Here is a 13530-nt window from a genome sequence, read left to right as displayed (position 1 = left end):
TCTGTTGAATGGTTTTTTACTTGAGCATCTCGCTGATCACATCCTGATTGAAGCCACCGGGAACCACGCGGCCGTTGATGACCACCACGGGGGTTCCGCTCCAGCCCTGGGCGCGGGCGAAATGGGTGGACTCCTGAATCGTCGCGCTGATCTGGCCGTCATGCTGGTCCAGGTAGGCCTTGACCTTCTCCCTCTCGGCTGCCGGAACCGCTTCGAGGGCAGCCTGGGTTGCCTGCTGGGGAGTCATGCGGGCCATGCTCTTGCTGTACATGCCGTTTTTCACGGCGTGGATATCCTTGACCCCGGCGCGTTTGGCGGCCAGAACCACCTTGGCCTGAACCAGCGAGTTGGGGAAGAGGACAAAATCTTTGGTGTAGAAGGCGACAGTGTTGCCTGCCTTGCCGTGCAGGAACTCGTAGGCCTGGGCGCAGTAACCGCAGTCGTAGTCGCCGAATGCCACGACGACTGTACTGGCGTTGGGGTTCCCTGCCGCCAGGTCTTCCGCGCTCAGGGGGATTTCCAGAGCCGGGGCAAAGCGGGCTTTGGCCTCAGCGATGACATCGGAGCGGTCAGTCAGGTCAAGGGCCTGCCCCAGAACGTAGCGACCATCGGAAATTTCGATGACCTGTTGGGAGCGCTCTCCCTGCTGGTCTTTCCAGCGTACCGTCAGGTCAAAGTAATTAAAGCCGGAAAAGAGTGCCTCTTCGCGGTTGATCTCAATACAGCTCTGGTCGGGAAGGTAGGGTATCAGGTTACGGGCGAGTGTCTTTGCCGTGCGGGTCTGGGGAGCTTTTTGGGGGTCACAGAGGCTGGCAGCGACAGCGGTTGTACCGATGCTGGCCAGCGCAAGGGCCATCAGACAGAGAAAAAAAGAACGCAACATAATATCTCCTGGTAATGAAGGTCATCTGCAGGCGGAACAACACACACACCGTTGAGGACTCCTCCTCGCATCGCCAGCAGATGCACCATGTCAAAGTACGGGAAATGGCGCTAAAGTGCAAGGAGCAATACGTCAGAAGCCTCCGGAGGGTTGCTGACGGAAAGAGGGGATAGCGAAAACCGGTGTGTTGGCGTATCCTTTCCGGCGTGGCAGCACTATGTTTTGATGATTGATATATGCAGGAGAAGTCAATGCCAGAGAAGAGGCTCCCGGAAAAAGGATCACCCGGGTTTCAGGGAAATCAGGGGCGCCTGCCCGCAGGCTGGGTGGTTGCGCTGTGTATTTCTGCGGTTTTTGCCGGGCTCTATTTTTTTTCTGGCGATACGACACCGCGTCATATTGCCAGGGCTCAGGTGGTGCAGGCGGTGGATGGCGAGGTGAGTCACGAACTGGCTGATTTTGCGGATGGCAAAGCTCGCTCTTTTCTTTTCCGGTCGGAAGCGCAAGAAGTGCGCTACTTTATCCTGATGGGTGCTGATGGGGTGGTGCGGGTTGCGCTGGATGCCTGTGAAGTGTGCTGGCAGGAGAACCTGGGGTACGTTCAGGATGGTGAATCCATGGTCTGTGCCCACTGCGGGCTTCGCTTCCCCTTCAGCCAGATCGGCATGAAACAAGGAGGGTGCCACCCCGTTCCCCTGAACCATAGGGTTGAGGGTGGCCGCCTGATCCTGTCAGTGGAGGATCTGCAGGAAGCCGTGGCCTACTTCACGTTTTCCTGAGTTTTTGACATGTTGTTCTTCGCAGCCCCTTGCCGTCAGGCAAGGGGCTGCGCGTATTGTATTCGGGGCTTTCAGAGGTCGTAGAGCTGGATGATACCACTGACCCGCAGATCCTGGGCGACCAGCAGGGAGTTGATTTTCCTGCTGATCATCAGGGCTTCGGCGTCGACCAGGCGGGTTTGTGGTGCCACGGTTTTGGGTTCCCTGGTCATGATATCCTGGGCGCTCAGACGGAAGAAATCCTCCTGGCGTTTATCCATGGCACGCCGCAGGTCACCATCGGTGATGATGCCTACCAGGAAGTTCTGGGCGTTGACCACAATGGCCAATCCACAGCGCCCTTCGCTCATGGTGTGAATGATATCCTTCATGCCGGTCTGGCTGTCGACAAAGGGCAGGTTGTCCTGCTTCATGACCTGCTCCACCCGTGTCAGCAGCTTGCGCCCCAGGGAGCCGCCGGGATGGAAACGGGCAAAGTTCTCGGGCTGAAAGTTTCGGGCCTCCATGAGGGTCACTGCCAGGGCGTCTCCCAGTACCAGTGTCGCCGTTGTGGATGAGGTGGGAGCCAGCTGGAGCGGGCAGGCCTCCCTGGTGACGCCGGTGTTGAGGTGGCTGTGAGCGGCGCGTGCCAGGGTGGATGCGGGATTTCCCGTCAGCGCGATCAGATAGTTGCCATTGTCCTGCAGAAAGGGAATGAGCTTGACCACCTCGTCGGTCTCACCGGAATGGGAGATGGCAATGAAGACGTCGTCAGGCGTCACCATGCCGAGGTCGCCGTGGTAGGCTTCGCCGGGGTGCATGAAAAAACTCGGCGTGCCGGTGCTGGCCATGGTGGCGGCGATCTTCTTGCCGATGATACCCGACTTTCCCATGCCGCAGACGATAACCCGGCCACGGGACTGCAGGATGGCTTCGACACTGCGGGCAAAGTCCATATCCAGGTGCTCCACCAGCCTGGCCACTTCGGTGGCTTCGGTGGTGATCACCTGGCGGGCGCTCTGGAGAAAGTGCTCGTGGTTCATGGTGTATCCTCTTGCTGTTGAAGTATGCGGATTACCCGCTGTACATCGGCGGGCGTGTCGACGCCATGGGGTGGCGACTCGTGCCATGCCATGACCCGGATGGGTATACCCAGCCACAGCGCGCGCAGCTGCTCCAGTTTCTCCCGGAGCTCCAGGGCGCATGGTGGTGTGATGGCCAGCTGCTGCAGCACCCGGTTGCGGTAGGCATAGATACCAATATGGCGGGCGAAGGCTTCCAGTGGCCACTGCTCGGGGGACATGTCCCGGCAGTGGGGGATCGGAGCGCGGGAGAAGAGCAGTGCGTCTTGCTGCTGGTTCAGTACCACCTTGACCACATTGGGATCATGGATATGCTGATGTTCAGTGACGGGCACCACAATGGTTCCCATCTGCAGCGCGGTCTGCTGCCGGCAGAAATCGGCGAAGGCCCTCAGCAGCTCGCAGGGAACCAGGGGTTCATCGCCCTGCACATTGAGGATGATATCATCGTCTGACCAGCCACTGAGCCTGGCCACCTCGGCGGCGCGGTCGGTTCCGCTCTGGTGGTCGGCAGCGGTGAGGACATGGGGAATGTCATGTCTGGCCAGCACCTGGACAATGCGTTCGTCATCGGTGGCGACGAGAATATCTTCTCCGGGCAGCCCCAGTTGAACTCTCTGGAATACCCGCACAATCATGGGCAGCCCTGCCAGATCCACCAGGGGCTTGGCGGGAAGCCGCATGGAAGCGTAGCGGGCGGGAATCACCACCCGTATGGTCGGTTGCGGCGTGCTCATCATGTCTCTCCTTGGCTGGTCGTCAGTGAATATCAAGGACGGGCAGGCTCTTGACCAGGTCATCCACCGCCTTCACCTGCTCCAGAAAGGGATGAAGCATATGGAGGGGCAGGGCGCTGGGGCCGTCGCAGCGAGCCTGGTCGGGGTCGCGGTGCGCCTCCAGAAAGAGCCCGGCCAGGCCAATGGCCATGCCGGAACGGGCCAGCTCCAGGGCCTGGGCGCGACGTCCCCCTGAGGCGGTTCCCAGCGGATCGCGGCACTGCAGGCTGTGGGTGACATCGAAGATCACCGGGCAGTTACCGGTAGCCTGGCGCATCTGGCGGAAGCCCAGCATGTCCACCACCAGATTATCGTAACCAAAACAGGTGCCGCGCTCACAGAGGATAACCTGATCGTTGCCCGCTTCGCGGCACTTGCTGACAATATTCCCCATCTGGGTGGGGCTCAGAAACTGGGGCTTCTTGACATTGATGGGCTTGCCAGCGCGGGCAATGGCGACGACCAGGTCTGTCTGGCGGGCGAGAAATGCCGGCAGCTGCAGCACGTCAATGACCTCGGCGGCGGGCTTCACCTGCTCCACCTCGTGGATATCGGTGATGACCGCGACGCCGAAGCGCTCTTTAACTGTTTCAAAAATACGCAAACCCTCTTCCAGCCCGACACCCCGATAGGAGTGAATGGAGGAGCGGTTGGCCTTGTCAAAGGACGCCTTGAAAACGTAAGGTATCCCGAGGGTGTCGGTGGCTTTGACATAGGCTTCGCAGGCGTGAAGGCTTGAGTCCAGGTCTTCCAGGACGTTGATGCCGCCAAAGAGCACAAAGGGCTTGTCATTGGCCAGCTCTATAGTTGGGGAGATGCGGATACGCATAGGGTTCACCTGCTGGATATCGGAATTGAGAGAAAAATCAGGCTTACTGTACTGAAATTCCAGCGAAAATCCCATACCCCAGAGGTGATTGCCCCAAGTTTTTCAAGGAGAACCTATGCTGCGGACACTTGTGATGCTGATGTTACTGGCTGGAATTTTCTATGGGTTGCTGGTGCTGGGCATGTATCTGCTGCAGGCGCGCCTGCTCTTCTTCCCCAGCTCCCGTCTGGAGGCGACTCCGGGGGATATTGGCCTGGACTATCGTGATGTGCGTTTTCAGGCCGCCGATGATACCCGGCTGCACGGCTGGTTTGTGCCGGTACCGCAGGCCCGGGCCACGGTGATTTTCTTTCACGGCAACGCCGGGAACATATCCCATCGCCTGCAGACCATCAGGGTTTTCCACGATCTTGGCCTGTCAGTGCTGATTTTTGACTATCGCGGTTATGGGCTCAGCGAGGGCACGCCCGATGAAAAGGGCCTGCAGCTTGATGCCGTTGCGGCCTGGCAGGCAGCGCTGGCCCAACCGGAAGTGGATGCGGAGCGTATTGTCTTCTGGGGGCGCTCCCTGGGTGGTTCCATTGCCGCCTGTGGAGCGCTCCAGGCCCAGCGGCAGGGGGGAGCGCCTGTTGCCGTGGTGCTGGAGTCCACCTTCACCTCCCTGCCCGACCTGGCGGCCCAGCTCTATCCTTTTCTGCCCGCGCGCCGGCTCAGTCGCTTTCACTTTGATACTCGCGACGCTGCCGCGCAGCTGGTCAGTCCCTTGCTGGTGGTGCACAGCCGTGATGATGAGGTCGTGCCCTTCAGCCATGGCGAGGAACTCTCTGCCATCAGCGGCCCCGAGGCCTTTGTGGTCTTGCGGGGAGGGCATAATGATGGATTTTTACGGGATGCGCAGACCTATCGACAGGGGGTCGAGGCCTTCCTGCGGCGGCACCTGCCGTAGCGGCTTTCAGGCGGAAGTTCTGCGGGCGACACGCAGTTTGGCGCTGCGGGAGCGGGGATTGAGCTGCTTTTCGGCTTCATCGGCGATCAGGGGTTTTCTGGTGAGAATTTCCAGGAGCGGCTGGTGCTGGCAACGGCACTGCCAGACTTCCGGTGGGCAGATACACGTGCTTGCGTGCTGACGGAAAAACTGCTTGATAATGCGATCTTCCAGGGAGTGGAAGGAGATGACGGCCAGTATGCCACCGGGGCGCAGGTATGTCAGGGCGCTTTCCAGTGAGGTGGTGATGGCGTCCAGCTCCCCATTCACCTCTATGCGCAGGGCCTGGAAGGTGCGGGTTGCCGGATGGATGGACTCGTTGCGATAGAATTTGGCGATATCACGATGAATGAGGTCGGCCAGTTCTTTGGTGGTGGTAAAGGGCTTTTCCCGACGGCAGGCGGCGATAACCCGGGCCACTCTGCGGCTGTGCCGTTCTTCGCCATAGGCGTGAATGATCCGCGCCAGCTCCTCTTCACTGTAGGTATTGACCACATCGGCGGCGCTCAGGGGCGCCGATGGATCCATGCGCATGTCCAGGGGGCCATCGCTGAGGAAGGAGAATCCCCGCTCGGGGGTGTCCAGCTGGTGGGAGGAGACGCCCAGGTCATAGAGAAATCCGTTGACCGAGGATGGTGCCACATTGGCCTGCTTCAGCAGGCGGTGCAGCTGGGCGAAGTTGCCTCGCAGGGGAGTGAAACGCTCGCCCAGCCTGTCACTGCAGGCCTGCAGCGCGGCGGGGTCCTGGTCGATACCGATGATGCGGGCGCTGGGGCAGTGTTCCAGAATCAGAGAGCTGTGGCCGCCGCCGCCGACGGTGCAGTCCACCAGTAATGGCTGCTCTGCGTTCAGGGCAGGGCCAAGGCTGCTCAGCACGGCGTCCGCCAGGACGGGAATATGGTGAAAAGTCGTACTCACGGATGGGTGGTGGGGCGCACGGAGCTGTCAAATACCCGCACGATGCCGTTGACCAGCTTGCTGACCCAGGCGAAGAAGGGGTTTGCGCCGCCGTCGTTCTCCATCATGCGCTTGAAGCGGTCATCGGACTGGAAGAGCAGCTCGTCTATGATTTCTCTGGCGTCGTTGTCGGAGCTTTTCTGCAGGTAGAGTATGCCTTTGACTGCCTCAGGAGTGCCCTTGAAGATGAGCGCTTTGATGGCCTCGCGTTTTACGTAATAGTTGTCACTGAATTCACAGCGCATGATCAGGGCTTCAATACCCATCTCGGCCACCAGGGGATCGACCGTGAATGCGCCTTTCTGCATCTTCTGCATTTTTTTCAGCAGCAGTTGCTCCTGGGATGGTGGGCGGCTTTCCTTACGGGGCGCGCGGGCTGCGGGCCGTGTCTGGGCCGCCCTGTGCTGGCGGTTGAAGTCACGGTGGGCCGGCGCCGGACGAGCGGAGGCTCTGTTTGCCTGGGGCGCCTGATTGGGAGCGGCATCGGGGTGGGTGCTCTTGTACTGCAGCAGTTCGCTGTAGACGCGGTTGATATGCTGGAAATAGCGGACGCTGCCGGGAGTGTTGCCCAGAACATCCGGATGATATTTCTTTACGCAGGCACGGAAGGCTGCCTTGATCTGGGCAACGGTATGGGTGTGGTCGACACCCAGAAGCCTTTGGGATTCCCTTGCGTATTTGAACATATCAGTTTTTCTCCTGAAACTCCCCGATGAGTGCTTCAATATCTTCGTCGGTGGTTGCCTGGACATCCTCCTTGCCAAAGGTCTTGGCGACCGAGGCGCGGGAAGAGTCAGGGCGGGAAGTACCGAACCAGGTATTGAGGTATCCATTCAGTGCGCGAATGACGGCGATGACCTTTTCAATCTTCTGTCGCGAAATATCCTGGAACTGAAGCAGATCCATGGCGACATAGATGTCATCCTGGCACTCCTGGGCCGTTTTTTTAATCTGTTCTATCTGATCTAGTGTTTCGGAAAAATCCCGTAAAAACTTTACCACCGGATTGTCTGGGTGCTTGTGGCTGAGCATCTCGACCACGCGTTCATGGCGATCCAGCAGCTTGGAGAAACGATCGATGTCGGTGACCATGGTGTTGACCTTTTCGATGGCCGCGTCCAGTTTGTCCATGACCTCATTGGTCTTGATTTCGGTCTCGGTGGTGATTTCATCCAGACTGTCGATGATGCGGTGGTCCGGTTCAGGCAGCAGGACACCGCCGTCGGATTTTTTCTTGGAGGGAGCGTCTTCCAGGTGACAGACCGACTGCAGAATTTCGGCGTGCTCGTCCGGAAGGGGCAGGTCGGGCTCCGGCTCTTTGCTGGGGGCAGCCGCTTTCGGGGCAGGGGCAGCCTGTTTCGTCGCAGGGGCGACCTTGGCGGGTTTTGGTGTCGCTTTGGCCGCAGCTTTGGGAGCCTGTGCCGGGGGCTGCTGCTCAGCGGCGTCAACCTCCTGCAGCAAAGCGTCTATATCTATATCATCGCTTTGGTTACTGCTGTTGTCTGAGCCTGCTCCCGCTGCTTCAAACTCAGCGAGCAGGCTGTCGATATCGCTTTGATCCGGTTTCGCCATGCGGTTCCCTCCTGTATATGGTCGAAGCTTCCGCGGAAGCTGCTGAGCCTCATGCTCAGCCGGTAGTGTCTTGGTGTGTCGCTTGCGCTGAGCAGGCGCGCAACATATTAAGTATGGGGACTTCAGCCAGGGATTTCAAGGAGAGGTTTACCGTTCCGGAAAACCGCGCTCAGGCCTCGTTGATCCACTGGCGGATTTTGCCCTTGTACTCTTCCAGCAGCTGCCTGGCAGACTCCTCGTCGCGGTGCTCGCAGTACAGGTGCACTGCGGGCTGGTGCTGGTCGGGAATCATGTGGATGCTGCTGTTTTCCATAAGGATCTTGATGCCATCCACAAAGCTTGCCTCTCTGGTGATGGCGTCTTCACTCATCTTGCGCATCACGGTGCCCTTGAATTCGCTGGGGCAGGAGATGCTGCTGCTGAGGAAGGCATAGGCCGGGATGGCGCTGAATATCTCGGAAGCCGGCTTGCCGACCGTGGCCAGCAGTTCCAGAATCTTGGCGATGGAGTACATGCCGTCGAAGGCACTGGAAAACTCGCGGAACGCGATCAGGCCATTGTGGTAGGCAATCAGATCCGTATCGCCCAGGGCAGAGCCCTGCAGCCCGACAAACTTGCCACGGGTAATCTTTACATGGGGGGAAATGGCCTCATCCAGAATACTGGGGGCGGAGACCGGAATATAGACCTTCTGAATGCTCTGCTTGAGGCGGGCGTAGTCGTGGAGGAGCTGGAGGGTAAAGAGGATCAGCTGGTGATCCGCTCGCACATTGCCCTTGTCGCCCACCATCAGGAAGTGCTCTCCATCGGGGAAGAGAATGAACCCAAGGTCAGCCGATGTGGACTGCACGATGGAGCGCACATCGTTGACGGCATCCTGCAGCTGGGTGGCAGAGCGGGAGAGCCCGTCGGGATTTTCGTAGGCGTTGAGGACGATCATTTCGCAGCCGAGCTTGCTGAGAATCTCGGGGAAGACATTGATGGTGGCGCCGAAGCTCAGATCCAGAACGATCTTGAAACGGGCGGCGGAAATAGCCTTGCGGTTGATGGTGGCCAGGAAGGTGTCCAGATAGTTTTTCGGCAGTCCCGAGTCGTCGTAGATGTCTCCCACTTCATCGTGGGCGGCCTTGCGGAATTTCTCCCGGAAGAACAGGCGCTCAATGGCCTTTTCCGCCGCCGAGTCGATGACATTGCCGCCCGCGTCGAAGAAGGTCATGATGGTTTCGTCGATATTGTCGCTGCACTGCTGAAAGTGAACTCCACCGGCCAGCAGTTCGTTGTTTTCAAGCTTGAAGCGGTTGACAGGGGCTGGATTGAGGCGCATGTCGATGACATTGACCCCTGCCGAGAGTACTCCGCCCAGGAAGGAGCGCTTGATCATGCGCGAAGCCTTGTGGTAGTCCCGCGACATGATAATGGTGGAGTTGCGGGGCAGGAAAGATGCCAGGGCCGCGCCGATCTTGGCGGCAAAGTCAGCGGATATCTGAATGTTGGTAAAGCCGCGGATGGCCCCGCTTTCGAAAATAGTGGCTTTGAACTTGTCGCCCCAAATGACATTGCTGGACACTATGGCTGCCTCCTCAATGTGTTTATCCGGCCAGATGGTGATGTCCTTTTCGATTTCAACCTGTTTTTCGATGGTGACGTTTTCGGCAATGATGGCTCCGTGGGGTATATGCACCTTCTCGGCGATGTGCACGTTATTGCACATGACCGTATGGTGCAGAACAGATTCCTCACCTACAGTGCAACTGTTCCAGATGATACAGTTTTCCAGCTCGCAGCCGCTTTTGATGTGGCAGTTGTCGCCGATAATGCAGTTGGTGAGTTTGGCGTACGGTTCAATGATCGTGTTGGCACCGATGATGTTGATACCTTCCAGGAGGGTGGTCTGGTAGCTGGTTGAGGGATGGGCGCGGATGGTGGCGCTGGGTGTGACCTGGCATTCTATACCCACATCCAGGCTGAAGGCGCCGCTGAAAAATTCATCCATGCACTCCCGGTAGGAATCGGGGTTGCCCACGTCGCGCCAGTAGCCGTGGGCGTTGAATCCATGAATGGGTATCTGGCGCTTCATCAGCAAGGGGAAGAGATCCTTGCTGAAGTCAAAGTTGGTTTTCTCGGGAATGTGTTGAAAGATTTCCTTTTCCAGAACATAGATGCCGGTGTTGATGGTATCGGAAAAGACCTCGCCCCAGCCCGGTTTCTCCAGAAATTTGACGATGCGGTGGTTTTTATCGGTCACCACCACGCCGAACTGCAGCGGGTTGGGAACGGAAGTCAGGGTGATGGTCACCATCTCCCGCGACTGCTGATGGGCGCGGATGATGGTGTTGAGGTCAAAGTCGGTTACCAGGTCGCCGCTGATGATGAGAAAGCTTTCGTCAATATGAGCCTCGGCGCACTTGACCGCGCCGGCAGTGCCATAGTCATCGTTGGGAAGGACATAGGTGATACGCACCCCGAGCTCGCTGCCATCGCCGAAATGGTTCTGGACGATTTCGGGCATATAGAAGAGGAGGATGACGATATCGGTAATGCCGCTGTCGCGGAGCTTTCTGACAATGTGCTCCATCATGGGCCTTCCCGCCACAGGGATCATGGGTTTGGGAAGACTGTTGGTCAATGGTTGAATCCTGGTACCAAAACCGCCGGCCATGATGACTGCTTTCATTGGCATTTCCCCCGGTGTACGCTCCAAAAGAGCTATGCAGCATTTTTACAGAGTGTAACTTTTGCTGCTGCTTGTCGCAAGTCTCTTTGCGTTCCGGGGGAAACTTTTCGTGGGCGGAATGTTTACCAGCGGTTGGTGTACATATCCCGTATGGTGGCGTTGTACAGGACAAAATCCGGGTAGATGCGGACTTCGTCGATAAGCCCGGGAAAGGTCGCTGCGCTGAAGGTACTCCCGTCGTGAACATTGCCGATGGCAAACAGGTTCGGCGTGTGCAGGCTGCGGCCGTGTAGATCATGGCTGGAACCACTTGTGTAGCCCATCTGGCGGTGTCCGCCGAGGTATAGACGCAGCTGATTTGCCACGGTGCTGTGCTCGGGATTGGCCCGCTGCAAGATACCCGCGAGATGCTCCCACTCCCCCAGCTGCAGGGGGCGTTCCGAGCGCACCGAGCGCATGTTGCCGTTGCTGTCGCGCACCTGGAAGATGACATATCCCTGGGTATCTACCAACAGGCTGTAGCCGTTGCTGCCGCCGGATCCTCCCTTACCGGCAATCACCCGTGGCTGGGTGGGCATGGCACTGAGTTTGACCCAGGCACTCAGGGAGAAGTTCTGCGTGGCTATGTTGAATGTGCTGCTGTCTTCCAGGAAGGTGTAGCCGCCAGCCAGGGATTGCCCCGCACCGGATGGAGTGTCTGGGGAATAGGAGTGTCCCACCACGATGCCGGGGCCACGGTTGCCGGCATCAAAGGGCCAGTGACTGCCAGTGGCCCTGGCACTGGGGTAGATGGCCAGGTCGGAAATCTTCAGGCCAAAGGGAATGTCGCCGGTGGCAAAGGTGAACCCCGCTTTCAGCTGCTGAAAAAGGGCTTCGGTGCTGATGCCCTCTTGCTCTGGAAAGCTGGTGCAGTACTGAAATGAGTTCTGACTCCACTGTGGGTAGGGGCTGGTGACATCCCCGAAGGTACTGTCGCTGTGGCAGCTTTCTCCTGGATTGCAGACCCAGACCAGCACCAGCAGATTTTTTGCCGGATCAGCCAGATCGCACTGCTGACGGGAGAGTTCGATACGGGTGGCATAGGTGTGCGGCTCCACACCTGCCGAAGCCTGATACTCCAGCCAGTTGGCCTGGGAAGGATTATAGGTGCACCCGCCTTCGCCGCCAAACTGTGTCGCAGTGGCGCACGGGGGATTTCCCGTTGCGCCGTGCTCCACACTGGCTGTGGAGAGAAAGGCCACATGGTTGGCCGCCGGATCTCCCAGGTGTTCTTCCTGGTGCAGGTCGAATTCGATGGCCATACGGGGGCTGTCCTCCGCAGGATCACAGCCGGCCGGACGCACTTCGATAAAGCTGATCTTGGCATTGCGATCTGCCTCGGGTGCCACTGTCAGCCTGCCGTCATAGACGCCCACCTCCACATTGTTCCACAGGTCAAAATCTCCTCCCGTCCCAAGGGTTGTGGCATAGGGATCGGGGTCTGCAAAGCGCACACCCTCGACCAGCATGGTGTTGTCCTGATCGGAATAGCGGGGGTCGCCGGCACCCAGCGTCACCAGATACTGCCCATTGGGCAGGGCCAGTTCCCACTCACGGGCCCACCAGGCGGTGGTGCCCCAGACAAGGGCCATATGGTTGAAGGTATCCCAGCGCAAGTTTTCATCTGCGCTCAGATTGGAATCAGCAGGATTGGTCAGAGTGGTACGATAGCGGGGAGGCCCGTAGAATTCACTGGTCCAGCCATAGCGCCAGCCATTGCCGCGATTGCCGAAAGTTTCACTGTAGTCTGGCAGATACCCATCGGGCACCGGAACCTTCATGTTTCTGATGCTGGTGGCATTGGTGCCGCTGTGCCAGGCACAGAGGTTGCTTCCGCAGTCTTCCAGGATATCGGGTTGAAAATTGATTTTCACCTCTGTCGCCTCCAGATTGGCAAACCCCAGGTGGGATCCCTGCTGCTGGTCGCCGCTCTTGCTGGCATTGGTGCAGAGAAAGTTGTGATCGCCCGGGAAGAGGGTAAAGGTAAAGCCACCCTGGGTGCCTCTCGCGTCATTGGCCGTCTGGCCGGGGAAGGTCTGAAAGCGGAAGAAAGCGCGGAAGGGTCGCTCAGCTGCCCCCATGAGAAACGTCTCCTCCACCCAGGCGTGGGCGGGCAGGTTGGAGTAGGCCAGGGGTTCGCCGTTTACCAGATTGCCAAAGAGCAGTGCTCCATCCTCGCCAATGACCAGTTCCTGCTGCCCGAGTCCTCCCTGGCCGGAATCGCCACAGCCGTTTTCAGGCCCCAGGTAGAAGTTGGAGAGGATGAGGTAACGATCACCAGTACTTTGCCAGTTGAACTCCAGCCTGACCGAAGCGATGTCCAGGCCGGGATTGAAGACGCCGAGGCTGAACTCGATCATTCCCGCCGTGACATTGCCGTTGGAGCGGTTGAACGCCGTGAAGTGGCGGACAATCTGGGCTCCGCTGTGAAGCCCGATGGTCAGGGTAAAGGAATTTACCCGCACTGCGGCACGTCCATCGTAGTAGACGCGGAAAACCACCTCTTCGCCTCCCATGTCACACAGCTGCAGGTTGGTGCTGGTGTAGCCCTGGCTGGATGCTCCCGGTGTCTTCAGCTGCAGGATGCCGGCTTCAGGATTGGATCCAGTCGCGTGTCCACCGGGAAAACCCCAGCTCTGGAAGTTCTCGCTGAGCATGATATTGCCGGTACGCCGGAGTATCTGCTCGGGGGTCAGGGGCGCGGAGCCATCCTGCAGCCCGATGATCAGATCCGCGTTGCCCAGGGGGCGGATGACTTCAGGTGGTGTGCCGGTGAGAAATCGGTAGCGATCCTGGGACTTTGCCTGGGTATCGCGGTGTATCCCGAGTCCGGCCAGCGTTGTGCCGCTGAAAACCGAGGTGACCGCAATGCCCATGGCTGCGACCACGGTAATCAGGAAAACAGCCACGATGAGCAGTGAACCCTTCTGGTGTTTGACGTTGCAGGATGCCAGTTCATGCTTCATGGTGAACTC

Annotated in this window: 11 protein-coding genes; 2 read left to right on the top strand and 9 right to left on the bottom strand. The window is 58.6% G+C overall.

Annotated elements, in window-relative coordinates; all coding sequences use genetic code 11:
- Positions 1-16 precede the first annotated feature (16 nt).
- Entirely contained in the window at positions 17-883 is an 867-nt protein-coding gene (locus ACZ46I_RS03000; protein WP_464281387.1) for a thioredoxin domain-containing protein, read from the bottom strand.
- A gap of 251 nt (positions 884-1134) precedes the next feature.
- On the opposite strand from ACZ46I_RS03000, the gene ACZ46I_RS02995 reads away from it, so the two are divergent.
- Complete coding sequence (locus ACZ46I_RS02995) at positions 1135-1662, top strand: Fe-S-containing protein (RefSeq protein WP_464281386.1); 528 nt, start codon at positions 1135-1137, stop codon at positions 1660-1662.
- A gap of 71 nt (positions 1663-1733) precedes the next feature.
- Here the strand turns inward: ACZ46I_RS02995 and ACZ46I_RS02990 are convergent, their stop codons facing one another.
- The 3 genes from ACZ46I_RS02990 to kdsA are packed head-to-tail and all read right to left on the bottom strand — an operon-like array spanning position 1734 to position 4328.
- Positions 1734-2684 carry a KpsF/GutQ family sugar-phosphate isomerase gene (locus ACZ46I_RS02990; RefSeq protein ID WP_013504826.1) on the bottom strand — a complete coding sequence of 317 codons (951 nt, stop codon included), beginning with the start codon at positions 2682-2684 and terminating at the stop codon, positions 1734-1736.
- Positions 2681-3460: a 3-deoxy-manno-octulosonate cytidylyltransferase gene (gene kdsB, locus ACZ46I_RS02985; protein WP_464281385.1), complete on the bottom strand. Its 780-nt coding sequence runs from the start codon at positions 3458-3460 to the stop codon at positions 2681-2683. The genes ACZ46I_RS02990 and kdsB overlap by 4 nt, the downstream gene beginning before the upstream one ends.
- 22 nt (positions 3461-3482) lie before the next feature.
- On the bottom strand, positions 3483-4328 hold the full coding sequence (gene kdsA / locus ACZ46I_RS02980; RefSeq protein WP_464281384.1) for a 3-deoxy-8-phosphooctulonate synthase: 846 nt from the start codon (positions 4326-4328) through the stop codon (positions 3483-3485).
- A 115-nt stretch (positions 4329-4443) separates the two neighbouring features.
- Here kdsA and ACZ46I_RS02975 point away from each other — a divergent pair, with 115 nt between their 5' ends.
- Positions 4444-5274, top strand: a complete 831-nt coding sequence (locus tag ACZ46I_RS02975) for an alpha/beta hydrolase (RefSeq protein ID WP_013504829.1) — start codon at positions 4444-4446, stop codon at positions 5272-5274.
- A gap of 6 nt (positions 5275-5280) precedes the next feature.
- Here the strand turns inward: ACZ46I_RS02975 and rsmH are convergent, their stop codons facing one another.
- The 5 genes from rsmH to ACZ46I_RS02950 form a co-directional block, all read right to left on the bottom strand.
- The gene (gene rsmH / locus ACZ46I_RS02970; protein ID WP_464281383.1) at positions 5281-6231 is read right to left on the bottom strand and encodes a 16S rRNA (cytosine(1402)-N(4))-methyltransferase RsmH; all 951 of its coding nucleotides are present in this window, start codon (positions 6229-6231) and stop codon (positions 5281-5283) included.
- A complete protein-coding gene (locus ACZ46I_RS02965; RefSeq protein WP_464281382.1) occupies positions 6228-6956 on the bottom strand; it encodes a J domain-containing protein in 729 nt (242 codons plus the stop codon). The genes rsmH and ACZ46I_RS02965 overlap by 4 nt, the downstream gene beginning before the upstream one ends.
- 1 nt (position 6957) lies before the next feature.
- A complete protein-coding gene (locus ACZ46I_RS02960; protein WP_464281381.1) occupies positions 6958-7842 on the bottom strand; it encodes a hypothetical protein in 885 nt (294 codons plus the stop codon).
- A gap of 169 nt (positions 7843-8011) precedes the next feature.
- Positions 8012-10516: a sugar phosphate nucleotidyltransferase gene (locus ACZ46I_RS02955; RefSeq protein WP_464281380.1), complete on the bottom strand. Its 2505-nt coding sequence runs from the start codon at positions 10514-10516 to the stop codon at positions 8012-8014.
- Positions 10517-10638: 122 nt separating this feature from the next.
- Positions 10639-13521, bottom strand: a complete 2883-nt coding sequence (locus ACZ46I_RS02950; RefSeq protein ID WP_464281379.1) for a LamG domain-containing protein — start codon at positions 13519-13521, stop codon at positions 10639-10641.
- Between the last annotated feature and the right edge of the window lie 9 nt (positions 13522-13530).

The organism is Desulfurispirillum alkaliphilum (assembly GCF_055378285.1).
This window is presented reverse-complemented; position numbering and strand designations above follow the sequence as displayed.

Excerpts from the sequence above, each read along its gene's own strand:
- ACZ46I_RS02975 (WP_013504829.1), top strand. The coding sequence starts at position 4,444 with ATGCTGCGGACACTTGTGATGCTGATGTTACTGGCTGGAATTTTCTAT.
- ACZ46I_RS02960 (WP_464281381.1), bottom strand. The coding sequence starts at position 7,842 with ATGGCGAAACCGGATCAAAGCGATATCGACAGCCTGCTCGCTGAGTTT.
- kdsA (WP_464281384.1), bottom strand. The coding sequence starts at position 4,328 with ATGCGTATCCGCATCTCCCCAACTATAGAGCTGGCCAATGACAAGCCC.
- ACZ46I_RS02955 (WP_464281380.1), bottom strand. The coding sequence starts at position 10,516 with ATGAAAGCAGTCATCATGGCCGGCGGTTTTGGTACCAGGATTCAACCA.
- ACZ46I_RS03000 (WP_464281387.1), bottom strand. The coding sequence starts at position 883 with ATGTTGCGTTCTTTTTTTCTCTGTCTGATGGCCCTTGCGCTGGCCAGC.
- ACZ46I_RS02990 (WP_013504826.1), bottom strand. The coding sequence starts at position 2,684 with ATGAACCACGAGCACTTTCTCCAGAGCGCCCGCCAGGTGATCACCACC.
- ACZ46I_RS02965 (WP_464281382.1), bottom strand. The coding sequence starts at position 6,956 with ATGTTCAAATACGCAAGGGAATCCCAAAGGCTTCTGGGTGTCGACCAC.
- ACZ46I_RS02995 (WP_464281386.1), top strand. The coding sequence starts at position 1,135 with ATGCCAGAGAAGAGGCTCCCGGAAAAAGGATCACCCGGGTTTCAGGGA.
- ACZ46I_RS02950 (WP_464281379.1), bottom strand. The coding sequence starts at position 13,521 with ATGAAGCATGAACTGGCATCCTGCAACGTCAAACACCAGAAGGGTTCA.
- kdsB (WP_464281385.1), bottom strand. The coding sequence starts at position 3,460 with ATGAGCACGCCGCAACCGACCATACGGGTGGTGATTCCCGCCCGCTAC.